Raw genomic sequence first — 21,529 nt, forward strand, 5'->3', positions numbered from 1 at the left:
CGCTGGGACCGGCGGTGAAGGCGGGCCCGCCGATCTCTGCGATGAGGTCCGTCCATGGGACGGCGACGGGGTCGGCCTTGTCGGCGAACAGACGGCAGACACGGTCGTAGTCGGAGAGCACGTCGACCGTGCAGCGGAACCGTTCGGGGTCGCCGGGGTTCGCTGCGGGGACGAAGTCGAGCGTCTTGACGTTGCGGCGCAACCACGGGGTCACGTGCTCGCGGTCGTACGGGTCGCTCGTCGATGCGGCGGCGCGCCGCAGATCGCGTACGCGGAAGACCTCGCATCCGAGCCCCTCGGGCATGTGTGAGACGTCGTTGCGGCCGTATTCGTAACCGCCCGCATCCATGGCCTCGACGAGTTCGTCGATGAGGCTCGAGTCGCCGACGGGGTTGTCGCCGGTCAGGCGGACGACGCGGTCGTCGTCGTCCATGTCCTTCGTCGCCTCGACGAAGCGGCCGAGCACGTCGTCGAGTGAGCCACGCATCGCCGGGATGTCGACGCGGGCGAGGTGGTCGAAGATGCGGGTGTCGTACTGCTCCTCACTGGTGGCGACGACGACCTCGTGGCCATCACGCGAGGCCCGGCGCGCGACGAGCTCGATCAGCGGCATCCCGCCGATCGTCATGAGCGCCTTGCCGGGCAGCCGGCTCGAGTTCAGGCGGGATTGGATGACGACGCGGGTGCGGGTCACGGTGAGCCTCCGGAGCTGCTGGGACGGTGCTGTTCGAAACAGTGCCGATTCGACGAGGGTGCGTTCGCCAGCCTAGCGAGCCAGGCTGACAAGAGCCTCCGCCACGCGGGCGCGACCCCGACCGTCGAGCAACTCCTGAGCCCGTGCGGCCCGCTCGACGCGCACGTCGCGGTCGGTGAACGCCTCGCGCAGCGCGCTCACGGCCGCGGCGCGCGCGTCATCGTCGCGTCGCAGCATCTCGAGGTCGCCGAGCCCGAGCGCCAGATCTGCATCGGCCACCATGTCGTAACCCGGGCGCTGGTTGTCGATGACGCAGACGACGCCGAGCGGGACACCGAGGCACATGAGTTCCCACACGGACGACCCGCTCGCGGTCACGACGAGGTCGCAGGCCGCGGCGCGCGCGGCGAGGTCGCTCACTGGTCCGCTCGCACGCAGTTCGACACCGGGGGGTGCATCCGCGGCGAGGGGGGCGACCCACGTCGGGTCAGGCGTGACGACGGTAATGTCGGCGGCCAGGCCGCTGCATGCCTGCAGTACGAGAGGTGTGACGACGGGCGCCGCGCCGCACGGGTCGGTGCCGCCGAACACCTCGAGCACGCGCAGCGGGCGCTGCTCCTCGTCGGCGACGTCCTCGACGGCGACGTCACCGACGGGGCGGCGCAGCGCGAGCACGTCGTCACGAAAGAGGGTGTAGTCCGCCCCTGCGAGGGCGAGCTGTCCCGCGCCGACGGCACGAGGCGTCGCACCGGGATTCTGGTCGACGTAGAGGTCGGCGTCTTGATCAGCCGAGAACGGCCCGTCCACCATCGCCATGACGACGACGCCGGCTCGCCGCAGCCACACGCCCCAGCGCGGACCCAGGTCGTAGCGATCCAGGACGCACCACCGCGCGTCGAGATCGAGCACGAGCGCGACGAGGTCGTCGGGGTCGGTGGGGCAGGGGTGCACGAGAACGCCGGCCTCGGCGTAGGCCGACGCCACCCATGCCACATCGAGATCGCCCGCGAGGTGCACCTCGATGCCTCGTCCGCGCAACTCCTGCGCGAGCGCAAGCAATCGCATCGCGTGCCCGACGCCGATGGTCGGTGTGGCATCGGCGCGCAGTACGACGCGACGGGTGGGGGAGGAAGGCGTCGTCGCGGCGGGCTCGCCGGGCCACGCAGCGGGAGACGGGGCACGAGAAGCGTCCATGCGTCGATGCTCTCACCCCGCCTGCACGGGCGGGGGGCGCCTACGGGCCGGGTGCTAGCCTTGACCTGATATCGAGCAGAACGGTGAGGCGCCGCGTCGCGTGGCGTTTGCTCCGGCGTCACCGACGTACGACATGATTTGGGAGCCCGCGTGAGCATTCTTGACGGTTCGTCCATCCTGGTCACCGGTGGTACCGGTTCCTTCGGCAAGGCCTTCATCACGAAGCTGCTCGCCGAGCACAACCCCAAGCGCGTCGTCATCTACTCGCGCGACGAACTGAAGCAGTGGGAGTGCCGCGCGCTGTTCAAGGACGACCCGCGCCTGCGCTGGTTCATCGGTGACATCCGTGACCTCGACCGTCTCAAGCGCGCCATGCACGGCGTCGACTACGTCGTGCACGCCGCGGCGCTCAAGCAGGTCGACACGGCCGAGTACAACCCGTACGAGTTCGTCAAGACGAACGTCATCGGTTCGCAGAACGTCATCGAGGCGTGCATCGACGCGGGCGTCAAGAAGGTCGTCGCACTGTCGACCGACAAGGCCTCTAGCCCGATCAACCTCTACGGCGCGACGAAGCTGACGGCCGACAAGCTGTTCATCCTCGGCAACCACTACGCCGCCGCCTACCCGACGCGCTTCGCCGTCGTGCGCTACGGCAACGTCATGGGCTCGCGCGGCTCGATCATCCCGAAGTTCAAGGCGATGCACGAGGCCGGCGAGTCGCTGCCGATCACCGATCTGCGCTGCACCCGCTTCTTCATCACCCTCGACGACGCTGTGCAGATGGTGCTCGACACCTTCGACCTCATGCAGGGCGGCGAGTTGCTCGTGCCGCGCATCCCGTCGATGAAGGTCACCGACCTCGCGCAGGCCATCGCCCCCGGCGCGCAGATGCACGACGTCGGCCTGCGCCCCGGCGAGAAGCTCCACGAGGAGATGATCTCCCCGGAGGAGGGCCGCCGCGCGGTGATCGTCAAGGACGGCAAGTACTTCGTCCTGCAGCCCGACTTCGCGACGTGGGGCTACGAGCCGCCGAAGGACGGCAAGCCCGTCGAGGACGGCTTCCACTACTCCTCGGGCGACAACGACCAGTGGTACACGATCGAGCAGCTGCAGCAGATGCTCGCCTCGGGCATCTGAGGGCGCGCGGATGCTGCCCTACGGCCGTCAGTCCATCAACGACGCCGACATCGCCGCCGTGCAGGAGGTGCTGTCGGGTGACTGGCTGACCACCGGCCCGTACGTCGAGACGTTCGAGAAGCAGATCGGCGAACTGGCCGGCGTCGCCGAGCCGGCGGTCTCCGTCACCTCCGGCACGGCTGCGCTGCACGTCGCGTACGCCGCGGCCGAGGTCGGCCCGGGCGACGAGGTCATCACGACCCCGCTGACGTTCCTCGCAACGGCGACCGCGGCGGCGCTGCTGGGCGCTAAGATCGTCTTCGCCGACATCAGCGAGGACACGGGCAACCTCGACCCCGAGGCCGCCGCCGCCGAGGTCACCGCCTCGACGAAGGTGATCGCGGGCGTCGACTACGGCGGCCACCCCGTCGACGCCCCCGCGCTGTCGAAGGTCGCGAAGGATGCGGGCGCGTACCTGCTCGAGGACGCGGCGCACTCCGTCGGCGGCTCCCTGAACGGTGTGCCGGTCGGTTCCCTCGCGGACATCACGACGTTCTCCTTCTTCCCGACGAAGAACCTCACGACGGGTGAGGGCGGCGCCGTCGTCGCGAAGGACGCCGACGTCCTCGAGCGCGCGCGCCGGTTCAAGGGCATCGGCATGGTGCGCGAGGCCGACCAGCTGCGTCATCCCGACGAGGGCGCGTGGTGGTACGAGATGCCCGAACTGGGCCTCAACTACCGGCTCAACGACCTGCAGGCCGCGCTCGGCTCGAGCCAGCTGACGCGACTGGAGCAGTTCAAGACGCGCCGTCAGGAGCTGACGGACCGCTACAACGAGGGTCTCGCGGGCATCGAGCAGCTGACGTTGCCCGGCCACCGCGCGGGCGCAGAACCGGTCTGGCACCTCTATCCGCTGCGCATCACCGACGGCCGACGCCGCGAGCTGTTCGACCATCTGCGTGCGCAGGGCATCGGTGTGCAGGTCAACTACATCCCGGTCTACTGGCAGCCGTACTTCGCCGATCTCGGCTACAAGCGCGGCATGTGCCCGAGGGCCGAGGCCTACTACGAGCAGGAAATCAGTCTGCCGATGTTTCCCGACCTCGCCGACTCGGACGTCGATCGGGTCATCGAGATCATTCGGACGTTCTGCGGGGCGTGAGCTCACCGCTTTTCGAGCGGAGCACGAACGGGCGAAGGGCCTACCGAACCAGCGTTCGGTGGGCCCTTCGTCATGCCGCGGCGACGGGAGGCCTACAACGCTTCGGCCATCTCGGCGTCCTCGCCGGTTCCCTCGGCCTCTTCCATCGGTGTGAGGCCCTCGACGTGGTCGCCCACCGGCTCCTGACGCACGACGAGCATGCCGTACCACCCGCGTCCGATCGTGAGGCGACGATGGCCCACGACGGTCGTGACAGGGTCACCGGCCAGGTAGGTGTACTCGTCGTAGTACCGCTTGAACTCGCTGAGGTCGGTCTTGTTCTCGTTGACCTCGTTGAAGCGCCAGAGGGGCTCCATGCGGCGCTCGAGCACCTGGACCACGGTGCGTTCAGCCACACCGGTGACGAGGTTGTCGGCCGGGTCGCCGTCGAGCAGTGCGGCGACGGGAATCTCGGCGTCACCGTCGGCCAGCCGGAACTCGATGAGCGGGCTCGGCGCCGGTCGGCGCACCTCGAGCGGGCGCTCGAGGTTGCCGACGGCCGGGATGACGCGCGCGACGCCACCGTCCAGTTCGACGCGCTCGATGACGGTGGGATGCGTGAGGCGCTGCAGCCCGAACCACCAGCCAATACCGCGCGGTTGCACCCACGTGCCGTCACTGATCTGACGGATGCCGGGGCACGCGTCGGTCGAGAAGCGCACCTGGCCGCGCCACAGCAGCCCCGTGAGACGCAGCTCGACCCACAGGATCGCCATCTTCCACTCGTCGCCGAGCTGACGCAGGACGCGCGAGTCGATGGTGAATGTGAGGTCGAGGCCCTTCGTCGTCTTCGTGACGGCGACGGGAACATCGGCGACGATGTCGAGGCCCCACTTCAACTGCGCGATGACGTCCGCGCGGTGCGCGAGCTGCGGGCGCAGCGTCGTCGACGCCGTGACGGTGAGCACCTGCTCGTCCCAGGTCGCGGACGTCGCGGACGTCTTCAGCTTGCGGGCCTTGAACGGACTCTGCGGCTTACGCCGGCTGACGACGGCGCCGAGGGCGGTCGGGATCACCTGCGGGCGGGGATGACGCGCGAGTTTCTTGCCGAACGTCTTCGTGTCGCCCGACAAGCGCCACGTCGCGAGGTTGGCCACCATCGGCAGATCCCCGGCGAGCAGGCTCTCGTGGACCAGGCGGGCGAGGCGCGTCGTCTCGTACCCGATGCCCGGCTGCAGGCGGTGCGCCAGCTCGAGCGCCATCTTCTCCAGGTCGGGGCGATCCTCGGCGGGCACGCTGACCATCGACTCGGACAGTGCGACGAGGTCGATGTGGATGAAGTACGCGTGGACGCGTTCGCGCACCTCCTTCGAGGCGTCGTGGTCGTCGAGGACGTCGAGCACCATCATGGCCGAGAGGAAACGGTCGAGCGCGTTGTCGGCGCGGGCGGCCTGCTGGGTGATCGAGTCACCGGATTCGCGGTCGCGCCAGAAGTAAACGTGGTCGCTGAAGACATCGACGGCGGGGGCCTCGAGATAGGCGCGCAGCGTCACCATGTAGTCCTCGTACCGGATGGCCGGGAACTCGTAGCCACCCGCGTCCCAGAACGAGCGACGGTAGACCTTGTTCCAGATCATGCGGTCGCGCATGAGCACGGGCGTCTCGTCGATCGTCGTGGCGATCTTCGTCTTGCCGAACGGCTGACGGTGCGTCCACGACTGGTAGACGCCCTTAGCCGAGGAGAAGCGGTAGGCGTTGCCTGCGGCAAACGACGACCCGGTCTCCTCGAGGGAATCGACCATGAGGGTGTAGGCGCGCGGCGCGACGAGGTCGTCGCTGTCAACGAACGTCAGGTATTTGCCCTGCGCGTGAGCGGTTCCCGTGTTGCGTGCCGGGCCGAGGCCCTGGTTCTCCTGACGCACGAGACGGAAGCGCGGATCCATGTCGACGTAGCGCTGAGCCACCTCGATCGAGCCGTCCTTGCTGCCGTCGTCGACCATGACGACCTCGATGTCGTCGAGCAGCTGGGTGCGAATGGACTCGAGGCAGTCACCGATGTACGCCTCGACGTTGTAGAACGGGACGACCACCGAGAGCAGGGGGGTGGTGAAGGTGTCCAAGATGATCTCCGGTTTCGGTTCGAGCACTCAGGCCGGGCGGTGGACGAGGAAGGCGCTCGCGTCGTCGGCGCGACGCACCTCGACGTCACGACCTGCGATCGGCGCGCGCACCCCGTCGCACGCGAGCAGCAGCGGCATCGTCGTGACGCCGTCGGTGACGCTGAGGCGGCGGGAGGCGACGTTCGTCACCGGGTTGTCCGCAGGATCGGCCGCGACGAGTTCCGCGAGCGGCACGTTCGCCACGCCGTCGATGATCGGGTAGGTGCGCTGCGTCGTCGGCCACGGCTGTTCGACGACGAGCTCGCCCTGCTGGCGGTTCACGTGGACGTGGAGGGTCTCGCCGTCGAGGACGAGGTCGGTGACGAGATCGGCGTCGCGCTTGCGTTCGATGCCGTAGCGCCCACCGCGGTTGAGGCCCTGCAGACGGTAGCCCGCGCGGTGGAAGCCCCCCAGCAGGTCGCTCGGGGCGACGACGTGACCCTCGAAGTGCACCGGGCCCGCCTCGACCGCGAGCGTGACCGGATTGAACCCGCCGTGCCGCGCCACGGTGAGGGGCTCGATCTCGAGGTCGCAGATGAGGCCCTCGGAGGTGATTGCCGTGATGACCTTCATCTCCTTCTCACCGATCTTCGCGGTGACCGTCGCGCGACGCTTGAGGCGCTCGTCGAGCTTGATGCGGATGCGGTGGGTGATGAGTTCGTCGCCAAAGTCGGCCTCGACCAGCGTGGCGGTGCGCGGGCGGGGGGAGCTCACCTGCTCGGCCATCGTGGTCGCGCGCCTGACGAGCGCCTTGGGGGCGCGCCTGGCGCGATCCAGCGTGGAACGCTGCGGCGACGACGCCTGGCGCGCCGTCGCGAGAGAACGAAGCAGTTCGATGTCGTTCTCGCGAGCCGCGCGGTAGGCCTTCTGCAGGTCGGGTGCGGCCAGGACGATGCGTGCCGGGTCGATGCGCTGGGCGAGCTCGTGCGCGAGGGCTTCGATGGTGGGCTGGTCGTCGGCGTGACCGCTCGTCATCGAACCCATGACCTCGCGCAGGTCGACGTCGACGAGGTGGGAGTGGACGAGTTCGCGCAGCTCGGGCGAGCCGGAGGCGTCGACGGTGTCGAGCACCATGATCGCGGCGCGCACTCGGTCCTGGACGTTGTCGAGGGCCTTGCCCTGACCGGAGATCGACTGGCCGACGGGGCGTTCGCGCCACACGTACACGGGGTCGCTCAGCGTGTCGACGGCCGTCGCCTCGAGGTGGGCGCGCATGGAGACCGGGAAGTCCTCGAACTTCATCTCGGGCCAGGCGTAGCCGCCCTCCTCCCAGAACGAGCGGCGCCACATCTTGTTCCACGCCATGCGGTCACGCATGAGCAGCGGCACCTCGCGGATCGAGGTGCGCATGCGTCGCTGCGCGAAGGGCTCGCTGTGGGCCCAGGAGGGCTCGACCGGGCGCGTCAGGGGCAGACGCCACACGTGGGCCGCCGCGAAGTCCGAGCCGGATGCCTCCAAGGAGGTGACGAACTGTTCGAACGCTCGCGGCGCCAGCAGGTCGTCACTGTCGAGGAAGATGAGGTAGTCGCCGTGCGAGTGCGCCGTCCCCGTGTTTCGCGCTGCGCCGAGCCCCTGGTTCTCCTGGGTGACGATGCGCAGACGCTCGTCCCGGCTCGCCCAGCGCTCGGCGACGGCGCGTGAGCCGTCGGGGGAGCCGTCGTCGACGAGGATGCACTCGAAGTTCGGATAGGTCTGGGCTGTGATGCTGGCAAGGCAGCCGTCGAGGAACTCCTCGACGTTGTAGAACGGGACGATCGCGCTGACCAGCGGACCCATCCGACCTCCTCGGATCGATGCGAGACGTACTGGATCAGGAGTCTAGTCGAGCGTTCCGCCCGGATTCCCGGGCCGGGTGTGACGGCGCCGGGCCGGCACCTGCCGGCTGGTATCCTTCGGACGTTCGTTACCCCTAGGTGCGGGAGGTCCTCGCGTGGATCACACCAATCACTGGTATGGGCACGCGCACATCCTGGCCGAGTACTGCGGCCTCGATCCTGCGTCCCCGCCCCCCATCCGCGGGGTGATCCAGCATGGCTGGAACTTCGCGCACGGCCTCGGGTACGGCCACGTCAACGACCACAGTTTCACCAAGCTGGTGTGGAACGACCGCAACCGACGCCGCGGTCAGGTCATCGGCTGGCGCGACTTCGCCGTCATCGGTGCGCCGTACCTCTACCTCATGGATTTGAAGAAGGACGAGCCGGCGCCCGAGCGCGAGGGCACCATCTTCTATCCCTTCCACGGCACCAACGACTACGAGTCGGTCATGGGCAGCCACGACAAGCTCATCGAGCAGGTCAAGGCCGTCGAGGACGGCCCCGTCACCGCCTGTCTCTACTACGTCGAGTACGACGACCCGGAGATCCGCAAGCACTACGAGGACTCCGGTTTTCGCGTCATCACCCACGGCCGGCGCGGCAACCAGTGGAAGGGGACCGACCGCTTCTTCCTCTTCCGTCAGCTCGAGGAGCAAAAGAAACACAAGCGTGTCATCTCCAATCGACTGACGACGGCCGTCTTCTACGGTGCCGCCGCCGGGTGCGAGCCTGCCGTGTACGGAGACCCGATGGAATTCGTCGGCGTGAAGGCCGGCTTCAACGGCGCGGGGTTGCTCGAGGCCCTCTACCCGGAGATGTTCGGCGAGCACCTCGACATCGAGCACGCCCTCGAGACGTCACGGGCCGAGCTCGGCACCGACCACCTCATGTCCCCGGATGAACTCCGCTACACCCTCGGATGGGATGAACCATGGCTCGAATCGTCGAACTGAAGCAGTACGACAACGTCCTGCTCGGCCGGGGCGTCATGCAGAACTGGGTCGACCTCGACGTCGACGGCCCGTCGTGGCGCCCGCTCGTCGCGGATCTCGTGCCGCAGGCGCGTGGCCGCGTCCTCGTCGTCGGCCCGATGGAACTGGGCCTGCTCGAGCGCATCGCCGGTGAGGCCGACGCGCTGAGCGTCGTCGTGCGGGCCGCGCAGGATGCGGGCACCATCGCCACGCGTCTGCCACAAGCTGAGATCTTCGCCGGGGACTTCACGCAGGTCATCGCGGCCGGCGAGACGTACGACACCATCCTCATGCTCGACGACTTCTCCCGCGTCCTGTCCGCCGAGGCACCCGAGCGCACCTGGCACGAGATGGCGACGTCGCTGCTCAACCTCGCAGCACCCGGCGCCGGCGTCATGATCGCGCTCGAGAACGAGCGGGGCCTGCATCGCACGTCCGGGCAGATCGACACGTACGCCGCGAACTTCGACCGCGACTGGACGCCGTTCCGCACCTGGGACGCGACGCGCCCGCGCACGCTCACGCAGCTGCAGCGCTGGATCGACTCGACAGGGCGCCCTGCGGCCGCCTGGGGTCTGTACCCGTCCTGGGTGCGGGTCGACGCTCTCACTCAGGTCACCTCGTCGACGCCCGCGATTCGCGACGCCGCGGCGGCCTACGCCCTGCGCGGCTACGCCTCGCCGCTGCCGGTGCGCTCCGCCGCCCTCGCCGACGTCATGGACGAGGTCGCCGCAGGGTGGATCGTCGCGTTCGACGTGCCGTCCCAACCCGTGCTGCGCACGGCGAGCGAGCACGGTGAGGTGCGCGTCTGGGACGCCTCGGGCGAGGCCCTTCGCGACGCGGACGGTACCGAACGTCGCCTGCCGCCGGCGGGCCGCACGGTACTCATGGAGCTCATCGAAATGGCGGCGGACTCCGACACGCCGTCGATGCGCGCGATCCTCAAGCAGTGGTACGCGGCTCTGCTCGCCGTGGCCGAAGACGGCCAGGTGCCGGCCTCGCACGCGGACGCCCGGCTGCGCAACGTCTACCTCGACGGCGAGGACGTCGTCTTCCTCGAGCCGGCCGCCGCGCCGGCTCCGCTCGAGGACGTCGTGTGGCGCGCGCTGAGCGACTACCTGTCGACCCTGCAGGTTCACGGCCTCAAGCACCCCTGGCCGACCGCGATGAACCGCATGACGCGTCTTGCCGCCCTCGGCGCAATGGCGGGCGCCCCGCGACCCGACGACCTCGCGAAGTGGGTGACGACGGTGCGTGACGAGGGCCAGACCCGCGAAGAACTGCTCGCCGTCGTCAAGCGTCAACAGGACGAGCTGAAGAGCGTCTGGGCGCGCTGGAAGTGGGACGAGAAGGACTACGCCGCGTTCGTCGCGAAGTCCAACGTCAAGAAGACGGTGCGCTACGCCAAGCGGCACGGCAAGGACCTGCCGAAGGTCGCGAGCAAGCGGATCGTTACAACGGCGAAGAAGACGGTCAAGAAGGGCCTGTCCCGCTGAACATCCGATGAATCCCCGGTGCCGGCGAGGGCGAAGCCCTGGCCGGCACCCGCGTTTGCCGACACACTGGGGCGGTCCAGCGTTCGTCACCAGGGAAGATGTCGCCATGCTCGGGATGCCCGAATCCATCACCACGTGTCTCTTCGACCTCGACGGGGTGCTCACCGACACCGCGAGTGTGCACCGCGCCGCCTGGAAGACGACCTTCGACGCCTACCTCGCCGAACACCATCCAGACCAGACGCCGTTCGATGCCGAGCGCGACTACCTCGACCACGTCGACGGCAAGCCCCGCGAGGCCGGGGTGCGCGACTTCCTCGCCTCGCGTGGCCTCACCCTGCCTGACGGCTCCCGCGGCGACGCTCCGGGCACGCAGACGGTGTGGGGCATCGGCAACCTCAAGAACGAGGCCGTCATCGAGACGATCCGCCGCGACGGCGTCACGGTCTACGACGGCTCGCGGCGCTACCTCGAGGCGGCGCGAGAAGCGGGGCTGCACCGCATCGTCGTCAGTTCGAGTGCCAACACCGCCACCGTGCTCGATGTCACCGGGCTCGCCGAGTTCATCGAGGGGCGCATCGACGGCGTGACCCTCGCCGAGCAGCACATCGCGGGCAAGCCGGCTCCCGATTCGTTCCTCGCGGGCGCGAAGCTCGCAGGAGCCCGCCCGAATCAGGCCGCCGTGTTCGAGGACGCCCTGTCCGGTGTCGAGGCCGGCCGAGCCGGGTCGTTCGGGTACGTCATCGGGGTCGACCGCGTCGGCCAGGGTGACGCACTGCTCGCCCACGGCGCCGACGTCGTCGTCACGGACCTGGGCGAACTCGTCGAGGACGCGCGATGACGCGCGGGGCGCGCCTGCTCGTCGAACCGTGGCAGGTACGCGAGATGGGCCTGCGCGAGGACGACCTCGCCGAGTCCGAGAGCCTGTTCGCGCTGTCGAACGGGCACATCGGCGTGCGCGGCAACCTCGAGGAGGGAGACCCGGCCGGGTTACCCGGCACCTACCTCAACTCGTTCTTCGAAGAACGACCGTTGCCGTACGCGGAGGCCGGCTACGGCTACCCGGAGGTGGGGCAGACGATCGTCAACGTCACCGACGGCAAGATCATCCGTCTGCTCGTCGACGACGAACCCTTCGACCTGCGGTATGGCACGATCATCTCCCACGAGCGCACCCTCGACCTGCGCGCGGGCGTGCTGCGCCGTGAGGTCGTGTGGCGCTCGCCCACGAACCGCACCGTCAAGGTCACCTCGACCCGCCTCGTGAGCTTCACCCAGCGGGCCGTCCTCGCGATCGACTACACCGTCGAAGCCGTCGACGCACCCGTGCGCATCGTCATCCAGAGCGAGCTCGTCGCGAACGAGGAACTGCCCCAGACGTCGAAAGATCCGCGCGTCGCGGCGGCCCTGCACGACGTGCTCGTGCCCGAGTGCCACAGCAGCAACGGTGCCCGCTCACTGCTCATGCACGCCACGCGCACAAGCGGGCTGCGCATGGCGGTCGCATGCGACCACGTCCTGCACGGAGAGGCCAGCCTGCACACGTACGCCGAACCGGATTGGTCGCGCACGACGATCGGCACGAGCCTTGCGCCCGGTCAGCGTCTCGGCGTGACGAAGTTCGTCGCCTACGGCTGGTCGTCGCGCCGCAGTTGGGCGTCACTGCGCGATCAGGTCGACGGCTCGCTCTCGACCGCCCTGCACACCGGCTGGGAGACCCTCGTCGACGAGCAGCGCACGTACCTGGAAGAGTTCTGGCGCGGCGCCGACGTCGAGATCGACGGTGACCCGGCGGTACAGCAGGCCGTCCGGTTCGGGCTGTGGCACGTCCTGCAGGCCGGGGCCCGCGCCGAGGGGCGCGCGATACCCGCGAAGGGCCTGACGGGGCCCGGGTACGACGGTCACTCTTTCTGGGACACCGAGGCCTTCGTCCTGCCGGTGCTCAGCGCGACGGCGCCCGAGGCGGCCCGTGACGCGCTCATGTGGCGCCGCGACTGCCTCGACCTGGCGCGTGAGCGTGCGACGACGCTCAAGCTCGAGGGCGCGGCGTTCCCGTGGCGCACGATCCGCGGCCAGGAGTGCTCGGGATACTGGCCGGCGGGCACGGCCGCGATGCACATCAACGCCGACATCGCCCTCGCCGCGATGCGTCACGCCTGGTGGTCGGCGGACACGACGTTCGAACGGGAGATCGCGTTGCCGCTGCTCGTCGAGACGGCACGTCTGTGGATGTCGCTCGGCTATCACGGTGACGACGGGTGCTTCCACATCAGCGGAGTGACCGGGCCTGACGAGTACAGCGCCATCGTCCACGACAACACGTACACGAACCTGGCGGCGGCTCGTAACCTGCGCTACGCGGCGGACGTCGCCGAACGCCATGAGGACGCGGCCGAAGCCCTCGGCGTCGTCGACGACGACCTCGCACGCTGGCGTGACGCGGCGGAGCGGATGGCGGTGCACCACGACGCTGAGCGCGGGGTCCACCAGCAGTTCGCCGGGTCGACGGATCGAGAAGTGTGGGATTTTGCCGAGAGCGCCGAGTCCGACGCCTACCCGCTGCTCATGAACTACACGTACTTCGATCTGTACCGCAAGCAGGTCATCAAGCAGGCCGACCTCGTCCTCGCACTGCACTGGATGGGGGACAGCTTCTCGAAGGAGGAGAAGGCGCGCGCGTTCGACCACGACGAGCGCCTGACCGTGCGCGACTCGTCGCTGTCGGCGTGCACGCAGTCCGTCGTCGCGGCAGAGGTGGGGCATCTCGACCTCGCCTACGCCTACCTGCTCGAGGCCTCGCTCATGGATCTGCGCGACCTCGAGCACAACACGCGCGACGGTGTGCACGTCGCCTCCCTCGCCGGCGGATGGCTCGCCCTCGTGTGCGGTTTCGGTGGCATGCGCGACCACGACGGTGTGCTGAGCTTCGACCCGGCGCTACCGCAGGCCATCCGCTCGCTGCGGTTCGCGGTGCGCTGGCGCGGGTGGCAGGTGCACGTCGCGATCACCCGCGACCATGTCACCTACACGCTGGAGGACGACGTCGATGGGCGCGACGGGCACGTCGACCTCGTCCACGCGGGGGAGACGTTCACGCTCACCACGGCGGAACCCGTCAGCCGACCGCTGCAGGAGCGCATCCCCCTGACGCCGACGCCCCAGCAGCCCGCCGGCCGGGAGCCCATCACCTCGGGGTGAATCAGCGCGTGCCGCGGTGCATCGGGCTCAGACGAGATCCCAGGACATGGGGGTGCCCTTGGGAGCGTCCTGAGTGAAGGTGCGACCCGCGAGCGTGTCGAAGGTATCGGTGGGCAGGCCGTTCGCGGGGCGGATGGAGCGCACGTTCTGCGCCGTCACGACGTCGCCGGCCTTGACGTCCTCGACGACGTAGAGGCTGCGGCGGAAGCGCAGGCCCTCCTTCTCCTGGGCGCGGGCGCCGATGCGCGGCTCGCCGAGGCACTGCCACGCGATCTTCGTCTGCGTGACGAGCTGGTTCAGCTCCTCCGGTTCGGAGGAGAATGCCGAGTCGACGCCGCCGTCCTCGCGGTTCAGCGTCACGTGCTTCTCGACGAGAACCGCGCCGAGCGCGACGGACGCGACGGCCGCGCCGATGCCCATCGTGTGGTCGGAGTAGCCGATGAGCGTGCCGAGGGCGTCGCGCATGACGGGGATGCCGCGCAGGTTCGACTCGCTCGGGTCGGCCGGGTAGTTGGCGGTGCAGGCGAGCACGATGACCTGCTCGTTGCCCGTGCTGCGCGCCGCCTCGACGGCCGCGTTGATCTCACCCAGCGAGGCCATCCCCGTCGAGATGATGATCGGCTTGCCCTTGCTTGCCGCATACCGGATGAGCGGCAGGTCGACGATCTCGCTGCTCGCGATCTTGTACGCGGGCACGTCCAGGTTCTCGAGGTAGTCGACGGCCGTCGGATCGAAGGGGGAGGAGAAGGCGTGGATGCCGAGCTCCTTCGCGAGCGCGAAGATCGGCTCGTGCCACTCCCACGGGGTGTGCGCCTCCGTGTAGAGGTCGTAGAGGTAGCGATCGCCCCACAGCTCGTGCCCGCCGGAGATCTTGAACTCGTCGGTGCGCACGTCGATCGTGATCGTGTCGGCCGTGTACGTCTGCAGCTTGATGGCGTGCGCGCCCTGTGCTGCGGCCATGCGGACGATGTCGAGCGCGGTCTCGAGGCTGCCGTTGTGGTTGCCCGACATCTCCGCGATGATGTACGGCTCGGCGCCTGGGCCGACCTCGACGTCACCGATGCGGATGTTCTGGTTCGGGTTCTGCGTCATGATGTCGGCTCCTGGCGGTCGGTGCGGGGGCGCTCGCGGCGCACGTGGATGACGGCGACGTTCTCGCCGCCGATCTCTCGGTTCTGCGTCTCCAGCTCGGTGAAGCCGTTGCGCTTGTTGAACCGGCGCACGCCCTCGTTGATCTCGAGCACCTCGGCGTCGAGCGTGTCGAGACCGAGGTCGGCGTCGGCGTACTTGACGGCCTCGCGCTGGATCTGGATCCACGCCGGCAGCAGCTCACCGCGGGCGGTGAGGCCGTCGTTGTCCAGGTAGTACCCCCACCACGACGTCTTCGCGTCGACGTCGAGGTCGAAGAAGGTGACGACGCCCGACGGCACGCCACCGCGTTCGTAGATGAGCACGTGACGCGACGGGTTGTCCTTCGTGTTCGCCCACCACGCGGCATGCTCGTCAGCGCTGATGACGTGCTGCGTCAGCGACACGGCTCGCACCTCGTCATGGTTGCGCCAGGTGCGCACGTTCTCCTGGTCGGCGTCGGTGGCGGGACGAAGCATCGTCGATCTCCCTCGAATACGGCTGGGCCGGGTGCCGAAACGCACGAAATGGCGCAGACAGCCGGAATGTCTAGACTACCCCGTAAGGAAACAGGCCCCGGCAGGCATGCTGCGCCCCCAGCGGCGCGCAGAGTGAGCGCCGGGCCGTCACAGCATCGAGCAAAGGTGAAGTCATGAGCACGCTCAGCCGCGATCAGGTCCGCACGATGATGGGCGAGGTCCTCGCCGCCCAGGGCAAGGAACTGCCCGCCGACGACGCCGCGCGCCTCGACACCATCGGCTTCCGCTCGCTCGACTTCTCCGAACTGGCCCTGCAGGTCGAGGACGAGCTCGACACCGAACTCAACTTCGACGCGCCCGGCCTGCGCTCCATCGAGACCGTCGGAGACGTCCTCGACTTCATCGACGAGCTTCAGAAGGCCGAATGACGGGGGTGCTCGACTCGCGTCCTGCGGGCGCGGGCAACCGCGTCGTCGTCGGCGAGTTCGACGGCACGTGGGCTGAGTTGGCGCAGGCGCCGTACGGCGCATCGTCCGACACACCGACGCTGCCGCCCGCCGCGGCCTGCCTGGTCTCGGGGCACCGCGCGGCGGCTCAGGCCGCCTGGAACGCAGCGCTCGACCCGGGCCGCGAGACGCTCATCGCGACCGCGTCGCGCATCGGGGACGAGCAGGCGGCGCAGCTGCGTGACGGGGGGCTGACGCTCGTGCGCGACAGCGCCGGCGGCGTCACGCTCGAGGCCGCGACGGCGCCGCGCGAGCCCGAGGCGGGCCGCATCTGGTTGCTGACGTCCGGTTCGACCGGGCGTCCGAAGCAGGTGGCACACACCCTGGAGTCGTTGACGACCGTCGGGGGGCAGCAGCCTGCGCGCACCTGGTTGTGCCCCTACACCCCGGGCGCCTACGCCTGGTGGCAGGTCGTCACCCTCTCGCTCACGATGCCCGGGCAGGACGTCGTCTTCGTCGAACCCTCGCAGCTCGACGAGTGGCCGCAGCAGGCGCTCGCGGCGGGCGTGACGGCGGCATCCGGCACGCCGACGTTCTGGCGTCAAGCGCTGTGGCGCAACGGTGACGTGCTCGCCCAGCTGAAGCTCGAACAGATCACGCTCGGCGGCGAACCCGTCGACCAGGGCATCCTCGACCGACTGCGTGAGGTCTTCCCCGACGCACGTATCTCATGGATCTACGCGAGCTCCGAGGCCGGTGCGGCGATCGCCGTCCACGACGGGCTCGCCGGATTCCCCGAGACCTGGCTGGAGCGCGAGGTCGCCGGGCGCCCGCGCCTGAGCGTCGAGGACGGTGAGCTGCTCATCGCCTCGCCGAAGGCCGCCGAGGGCATGGACGCCGTCATCCACACCGGCGACCACGTCGAGATCGCCGAAGGACGCGTCGTCATCACCGGCCGCATCGCGAGCGACGAGATCAACGTCGGCGGGTCGAAGGCGTCCGCGGGCGCCGTGCGGGCAGTGCTGCTCGAGCACCCCGACGTCGCCTGGGCCGCCGTGCGCGGGCGCAAGGCGCCGCTCGTCGGCAACGTCGTCGCAGCGGACGTCGTCCTGCGCGACGGCCTCGCCAAGGGTGACCCCGGTGCGCCCGACCAGGCTGCGCTGCAGGCGTGGTGCGCCGAGCGACTGCCCGAATACGCGGTGCCACGCCGCGTCAAGTACCTGAGTGAGATCCCGATCAAAGAGAGCCTGAAGAGCGATGTCTGAGACCACGAACGAGCCGAACGTCATCCCCGCAGCCTCCTGCGTCCTCATCTCCGGAGGCTCGCGCGGCCTCGGCCTCGCGTTCGTCGAGGAGGTGCTCGCGAACGGCGCGAAGGTCGCGGCGTTCGCCCGCACCGTCACGCCCGAACTGCAGCAGCTCATGGACGCCAACCCGGAGCGCGTGTACGTCGGCTCGGTCGACATCACGGATTCGAAGGCCGTCACGTCGTTCATCAAGGACGCCGCGAAGGTGCTCGGCCCGATCGACGCGCTCGTCAACAACGCGGCGATCGGTCAGGACTCGCTGCACCTGCACACGACGCCGGAGCGCATCGAGGACATCATCTCGACCAACCTGACGGCGACGCTGCTCGTCACGCGCGCGTTCATGCGTCACGCGATGGCGAAGGTCGGCAAGGGCCGCATCGTCAACGTGACGAGCGTCTGCGCGCAGCGCGGTTACGCCGGCCTCGTCGCGTACTCGGCGACGAAGGGTGGCCTCGACGCCGCGACGCGCTCGCTCGCGCGGGAGATGCACGGGCGATTCCTCGTCAACTCGATCGCGCCCGGCTTCTTCGCGTCGGAGATGAGCTCCGTGCTCGGCACCGAGCAGCTGTCGACGATCACCCGCCGGACGCCGACGAACCGTCTCGTCGAGCCGGAGAACATCACGCCGACGCTGCGCATGCTGCTGTTCGAAGACACGAACATCAACGGCATGGTGCTGACGATCGACGGCGGCGGCTCGATCTGAACGACCCCACGACGCGGCCACCGGCCTCGAACACCTCACCCGCATGTGTGGTGCTCGAGGCCGCCGTGCGTGACGGCGACGTCGTGCGCGCCGCCGACGTCAACGCGACGACGTTTCCCGACGCCGCGCGTAGCTACCTCGCCGACGGGACCGGCCTCGGCTGGCGTGTGCCCGAACGGGTGAGGGAGAGCGCGCGTTTCGTCATCGACGCCGAGATCGTCGCGCCGGTGCGGGCGTCCTTGGTACGGCGGTTCGGGGTGGACGACCCGGTCGAGTTCGCCGGGGCCTGGACGCGCGCCGAAGCGTTGGCCAAGCTCGCCGACGTCCCGATCATCACGTGGCTCTCGCGCCATGGGCTCGCCGTGCCGGCCGACGTGCTGGAGGATGCCGCGGTGGGTCGGGTGGCGTGGCGCACGGAGGTTCGAGGTGACGTCGTCATGACGCGCGCGGCGGCGTTGAGCGGCGCAAAACCCCGAGATTCCGGGGTTGTCGGCGGCGCACTCTACCCTGGCAGCAGAGTCGAGGTGCGGTGAGCGCCACGGTTTCCCACGACGGAGGAAAGACATGACGATGACACAACCGGGTGCGGAACCGGGCTCGTCCGAGGGCAGGGCGCTGCCGAGGGTCGGCGTCGTCCTCATGACGATGGGCAACCGCCCCGACGATCTGCGGGCGGCGCTTGACTCGCTCATCGCCCAGCGCGACGTCGAACTCGACGTCGTGCTGCTCGGCAACGGGTGGGATCCGGCCGAGAACCCGTGGCCGTTCCCCGATGTCGTGCGCCCCCTGTACTCGCCGGAGAACCTCGGCATCCCGGGCGGGCGTAACGTCGGGGCAGCCAAGGCGCGCGGCGACTACCTCTTCTTCTTCGACGACGACGCGACCCTGCCGAACGATCACGTCCTCGCCGACATGGTGCGTGAGATGGAACGCGACCCGAAGAACGCCGTCATCGGCCCGCTGGGACAGGATCCGACGGGAAAGCCGACGCCGCGGCGATGGATTCCGCGCCTGCGTGTCGAAGGCGGCGGCAAGCCCGGGCCCGCGACGTGGTTCCTCGAAGGCATCCACCTGTCCCGGCGTACCGCGTTCGAGGAAGTCGGCGGCTGGCCAGGGGAGTTCTTCTACGGCCACGAGGGCATCGACCTCGCCTGGCGCCTCATCGACGCCGGCTGGGTCATCCAGTACGTCCCGAGCATCACCGTCCATCACCCCGCGACGAGCCCCGCGCGTCACGCCGTGTACTACCGGATGAACGCGCGCAACCGCGTGTGGGTCGCCAAGCGAAACCTACCGGCGCCGCTGGTGCCCCTCTACCTCGGCAACTGGGCCGCCATCACGGTGCTGCGCGTCAAGGACAAGGAGGCACTCAAGACGTGGTTCGCCGGTTTCGTCGAGGGCGTGCGGACCGACGCGGGGGAGCGGCGCGTCATGTCGTGGTCGACCGTCGCCCGGCTGACGCGTCTCGGCCGGCCCCCGGTGCTGTGATGGGGGCCGCAACCTCGCTGCGTCGCAGACTCACTCGTTCGAGCGGCCGCCCAGCGTCGCTCGACGCGCAGGGCACGCGGGGCATCCACGTCGCCATCACCGGGGTGAAGAACCGCAGTCACCTCGTCTACATCGCCTCCTACGTGCGCACCCTCGTCGACGGGGTCACGCCGATCCGCGTCTCGTTCATCGCCGCGCCCGCGTTCCTCTCCTCCGACGCCGTCACCGTCGACGACGCGCGCGAGCTGCTGCCTCAGGGCGGGAGCGTCACCGTCGAAGACGGGATGCCCGGATGGCGATTCGACGACGCGGCCCGCTGCCTCTACGTCGCCGTGGGCGCGCCGGGGCTCAAGGCCGTCGCCCGGCTGCGACGAGCCAACCCGACGCGGCGCATCGAGGTCGTCGTCACGGACGAGGGCATCGGCTCCTACGCTTCGCGTGACTCGCGGCGGGCGGCGCTGGAGCGTCACGGCACCCCGGCGGCGAAGGCCGCAGCGCGCACGCTCGTCACCGCGGCCATCGCGCGCGCCTGCACGACGCTGCGGTGGCCGACGTTCCGTTCGGTCGGATCATCGTGGGAGGTGTTGCCGGCCGTCGCCGCCGAGTTCGGACGCGAGCTGGGCGACGCGCGCCCCGGCAGCGACGCGAGCGCCGTCATCCTCACCCAGCCGGTCGTCGACCTCGGCTGGTGCTCGCCGGAGGCCTACCTCGCGTACGTGCGACGCCTCGCGGACGCCGCGGCCGCGGCCGGGCTGCGACCGCTCGTGCGTCCGCACCCCGCCGAAGATCGCGCCCGGTACGCGGAGTTCGACATCATGCTCTCGCGGGGCACCGCCGAGCTCGACCCGGACGTCGTGCGTGCGAGCCTGGCGCTCGGCGGGCCGAGCACGGCCCTCATCAACCTGTCGGCCATGGTCGGCATGCCCGTCGTGTGGGTGAGTGAGCCGAGCGTGGCGCACCTCGACACCGACGTCTCGCCCGAGCAAGCCGGGATCTTCGAGGCGTTCCTCGGTGAGCGGGTTCCACTCGACGAGGTGGAGCGCGAGGTGAGTGCTGTGGTCTCCCGCGGCCTCGAGGAGCGTGGGTCTGATGGACGTCGCTGACGCGGCCGAGGGGGCCGGCGGGGGCGACACAGTCCACGGGGCCGACGGGGCGGGCGCGCCCGGCGCCATGTCGGCCGACCTGTTCGAGGTGTGGGAACCCGGCCGGCCGGTGCCGCTAGCGCAGATCCTCGGGGCCCTGCGCCGCGGCGTGGGCGACCCGAGCATGGTCATCGGCGAACGGCAGTTGTGGTGGGCCGTGACGACGCCCCTCGGGCCGGCGTTGACGTGGTGGCGCTCGATGCCCGTGCGTGGCGGTACACCCGTAGCGACGCCCGGAGCCGCACGAGCGGATAGGCCGGGCCTCGGTGGGATGGCGGGGTGTGAGCCGCGAACCGCCGCCATGCCCGATGGCAGCGCGCGCGCCGAGCGTCCCGACCGCGTCGAGCTGCGGGCCTACGGCCCGGGTGCGGCGTGGTTCCAGGGTCGGGTGCCTCGCATCCTGGGCGGTGACGACGACCCGTCCGGGTTCGTGGCCCGTCACGACCGGGTGACGGCGGCACTGCGCCAGCCGCACCATCGTCACTGGCGCGCCCCGCGCACGGGACTCGTCATCACCTCGCTCGTGCCGAGCATCCTCGAGCAGAAGGTCACCGGCAAGCAGGCGTTCGGCGGGTTTCGGGTGCTCGTACGCCGCTACGGCACGCCCATCCCGACGCCCGCGGAGGTCGTGCGCGCAGCCGGCCCGCAGGCGCATGCCGTCGCCCGCATGCACGCCGCGCCGGACGCACGGGGGTGGCGACGCATCCCGTCCTGGGCGTGGTTGCAGGCCGGCGTCGAGCCACCGCAGTCGCGCACGATCATGCGAGCGCTCGACCACGCCGACGCGCTCGAGCGGACGGCGGACCTGCCGCACGCCGAGGCCCACGCTCGCCTGCGGTCCGTGCCCGGGCTCGGAGTGTGGACGAGTGCCAAGGTCGCGCAGACGGCCTGGGGTGACGCCGATGCGCCGACGTTCAGGGATTACCACGTCGCGAAGCAGATCGGGCACGCGCTGATCGGCCAGGACACCGATGACGCCGGCATGGCGCGCCTGCTGGAGCCATACCGTGGGCACCGGTTTCGCGCCGAGCGCCTCATCCT

19 protein-coding genes are annotated in these 21,529 nt (G+C 69.6%); 13 read left to right on the plus strand and 6 right to left on the minus strand.

All coding sequences use genetic code 11. The annotated features are described in order from the left end of the window. Together AX669_RS10135 and AX669_RS10140 are read right to left on the minus strand one after the other, a co-directional pair. Positions 1-694: cytidylyltransferase domain-containing protein (locus tag AX669_RS10135; RefSeq protein ID WP_156444989.1), on the minus strand; the 694-nt coding region annotated here is incomplete at its 3' end. Between the two features lie 72 nt (positions 695-766). Continuing rightward, on the minus strand, positions 767-1,888 hold the full coding sequence (locus AX669_RS10140) for a PseG/SpsG family protein (protein ID WP_082740836.1): 1,122 nt from the start codon (positions 1,886-1,888) through the stop codon (positions 767-769). A 150-nt stretch (positions 1,889-2,038) separates the two neighbouring features. Between AX669_RS10140 and pseB the strand changes: the two genes are divergently transcribed. Together pseB and AX669_RS10150 are read left to right on the plus strand one after the other, a co-directional pair. After that, positions 2,039-3,028: a UDP-N-acetylglucosamine 4,6-dehydratase (inverting) gene (pseB, locus tag AX669_RS10145; protein ID WP_062258232.1), complete on the plus strand. Its 990-nt coding sequence runs from the start codon at positions 2,039-2,041 to the stop codon at positions 3,026-3,028. 10 nt (positions 3,029-3,038) lie between these two features. Next, positions 3,039-4,169, plus strand: a complete 1,131-nt coding sequence (locus AX669_RS10150) for a DegT/DnrJ/EryC1/StrS aminotransferase family protein (protein WP_062258238.1) — start codon at positions 3,039-3,041, stop codon at positions 4,167-4,169. Between the two features lie 92 nt (positions 4,170-4,261). Here the strand turns inward: AX669_RS10150 and AX669_RS10155 are convergent, their stop codons facing one another. Further along, the gene (locus tag AX669_RS10155; protein WP_197418894.1) at positions 4,262-6,268 is read right to left on the minus strand and encodes a glycosyltransferase family 2 protein; all 2,007 of its coding nucleotides are present in this window, start codon (positions 6,266-6,268) and stop codon (positions 4,262-4,264) included. Positions 6,269-6,295: 27 nt separating this feature from the next. Beyond that, on the minus strand, positions 6,296-8,083 hold the full coding sequence (locus AX669_RS10160; RefSeq protein WP_062258241.1) for a glycosyltransferase family 2 protein: 1,788 nt from the start codon (positions 8,081-8,083) through the stop codon (positions 6,296-6,298). Positions 8,084-8,237: 154 nt separating this feature from the next. Between AX669_RS10160 and AX669_RS10165 the strand changes: the two genes are divergently transcribed. The 4 genes from AX669_RS10165 (at position 8,238) to AX669_RS10180 (ending at position 13,789) form a co-directional block, all read left to right on the plus strand. Further along, the gene (locus AX669_RS10165; RefSeq protein WP_062258244.1) at positions 8,238-9,077 is read left to right on the plus strand and encodes a hypothetical protein; all 840 of its coding nucleotides are present in this window, start codon (positions 8,238-8,240) and stop codon (positions 9,075-9,077) included. Next, complete coding sequence (locus AX669_RS10170; RefSeq protein WP_062258245.1) at positions 9,056-10,591, plus strand: hypothetical protein; 1,536 nt, start codon at positions 9,056-9,058, stop codon at positions 10,589-10,591. Before AX669_RS10165 ends, AX669_RS10170 begins: the two co-directional genes overlap by 22 nt. Positions 10,592-10,697: 106 nt before the next feature. Continuing rightward, a complete protein-coding gene (locus tag AX669_RS10175; RefSeq protein WP_062258247.1) occupies positions 10,698-11,432 on the plus strand; it encodes a beta-phosphoglucomutase family hydrolase in 735 nt (244 codons plus the stop codon). Beyond that, complete coding sequence (locus AX669_RS10180) at positions 11,429-13,789, plus strand: glycoside hydrolase family 65 protein (protein ID WP_062258248.1); 2,361 nt, start codon at positions 11,429-11,431, stop codon at positions 13,787-13,789. The genes AX669_RS10175 and AX669_RS10180 overlap by 4 nt, the downstream gene beginning before the upstream one ends. A 27-nt stretch (positions 13,790-13,816) precedes the next feature. Here the strand turns inward: AX669_RS10180 and pseI are convergent, their stop codons facing one another. Together pseI and pseH are read right to left on the minus strand one after the other, a co-directional pair. Beyond that, positions 13,817-14,881, minus strand: a complete 1,065-nt coding sequence (gene pseI / locus AX669_RS10185; RefSeq protein WP_062258250.1) for a pseudaminic acid synthase — start codon at positions 14,879-14,881, stop codon at positions 13,817-13,819. Further along, positions 14,878-15,396 (minus strand): UDP-4-amino-4,6-dideoxy-N-acetyl-beta-L-altrosamine N-acetyltransferase, encoded by a 519-nt coding sequence (gene pseH / locus AX669_RS10190; protein WP_062258252.1) that lies wholly within the window; start codon positions 15,394-15,396, stop codon positions 14,878-14,880. Before pseH ends, pseI begins: the two co-directional genes overlap by 4 nt. 173 nt (positions 15,397-15,569) lie before the next feature. Here pseH and AX669_RS10195 point away from each other — a divergent pair, with 173 nt between their 5' ends. The 7 genes from AX669_RS10195 to AX669_RS10225 all read left to right on the plus strand — a co-directional run. Next, positions 15,570-15,824 (plus strand): phosphopantetheine-binding protein, encoded by a 255-nt coding sequence (locus tag AX669_RS10195; protein WP_062258256.1) that lies wholly within the window; start codon positions 15,570-15,572, stop codon positions 15,822-15,824. Then, a complete protein-coding gene (locus AX669_RS10200) occupies positions 15,821-17,107 on the plus strand; it encodes an AMP-binding protein (RefSeq protein WP_062258258.1) in 1,287 nt (428 codons plus the stop codon). The genes AX669_RS10195 and AX669_RS10200 overlap by 4 nt, the downstream gene beginning before the upstream one ends. Next, entirely contained in the window at positions 17,100-17,858 is a 759-nt protein-coding gene (locus AX669_RS10205; protein ID WP_006943602.1) for an SDR family NAD(P)-dependent oxidoreductase, read from the plus strand. Before AX669_RS10200 ends, AX669_RS10205 begins: the two co-directional genes overlap by 8 nt. A gap of 83 nt (positions 17,859-17,941) precedes the next feature. Next, positions 17,942-18,391: a hypothetical protein gene (locus tag AX669_RS10210; protein WP_156444990.1), complete on the plus strand. Its 450-nt coding sequence runs from the start codon at positions 17,942-17,944 to the stop codon at positions 18,389-18,391. Between the two features lie 31 nt (positions 18,392-18,422). Further along, a complete protein-coding gene (locus tag AX669_RS10215; protein ID WP_006943591.1) occupies positions 18,423-19,346 on the plus strand; it encodes a glycosyltransferase family 2 protein in 924 nt (307 codons plus the stop codon). Beyond that, the gene (locus AX669_RS10220) at positions 19,346-20,449 is read left to right on the plus strand and encodes a hypothetical protein (RefSeq protein ID WP_062258263.1); all 1,104 of its coding nucleotides are present in this window, start codon (positions 19,346-19,348) and stop codon (positions 20,447-20,449) included. Before AX669_RS10215 ends, AX669_RS10220 begins: the two co-directional genes overlap by 1 nt. Beyond that, a partial coding sequence (locus tag AX669_RS10225) for a DNA-3-methyladenine glycosylase (protein WP_062258264.1) occupies positions 20,436-21,529 on the plus strand: 1,094 nt, incomplete at its 3' end. The genes AX669_RS10220 and AX669_RS10225, both read left to right, overlap by 14 nt.

Origin of the sequence: Dermacoccus sp. CCH2-D9, from assembly GCF_001556795.1 — a bacterium.
Classification (GTDB): Bacteria; Actinomycetota; Actinomycetes; order Actinomycetales; family Dermatophilaceae; genus Dermacoccus; species Dermacoccus nishinomiyaensis.